Origin of the sequence: Pseudomonas sp. SWRI51, from assembly GCF_014268825.1 — a bacterium.
GTDB classification, from domain to species: domain Bacteria; phylum Pseudomonadota; class Gammaproteobacteria; order Pseudomonadales; family Pseudomonadaceae; genus Aquipseudomonas; species Aquipseudomonas farsensis.
The window spans coordinates 1-246 of sequence record NZ_JABWRG010000205.1 but is presented as its reverse complement, the minus strand read 5'-3'; the positions used below and the strand labels follow the sequence as shown (position 1 = coordinate 246).

The 246-nt window shown below is 56.1% G+C and carries 1 pseudogene; it reads left to right on the top strand.

Annotation, left to right across the window (positions count from 1 at the left end):
* Window positions 1-180, top strand: a pseudogene (locus tag HU720_RS24030) (AEC family transporter); the annotation flags it as partial.
* Window positions 181-246 lie beyond the last annotated feature (66 nt).

The window sequence follows — 246 nt, the reverse complement described above, 5'->3', positions numbered from 1 at the left end:
GAGCTGGGGATTCTGTTTCTCTACATCGGCAGCCCGACGGCGGCGGCCAGTTATGTCATGGCCCGCGCGGCCAATGGCAATCACGAGCTGGCTGCGTCTATCATCGTGATCACGACGCTAATGGCGGCGATCACCACCAATATCGGCATATTCATCTTGCAATGGGGCGGATGGATCTAGATGCTCGCCGCACAACACAACAACACTGCCTCCTGAACTAAAGGACACTTCATGCAAGACCAGAGC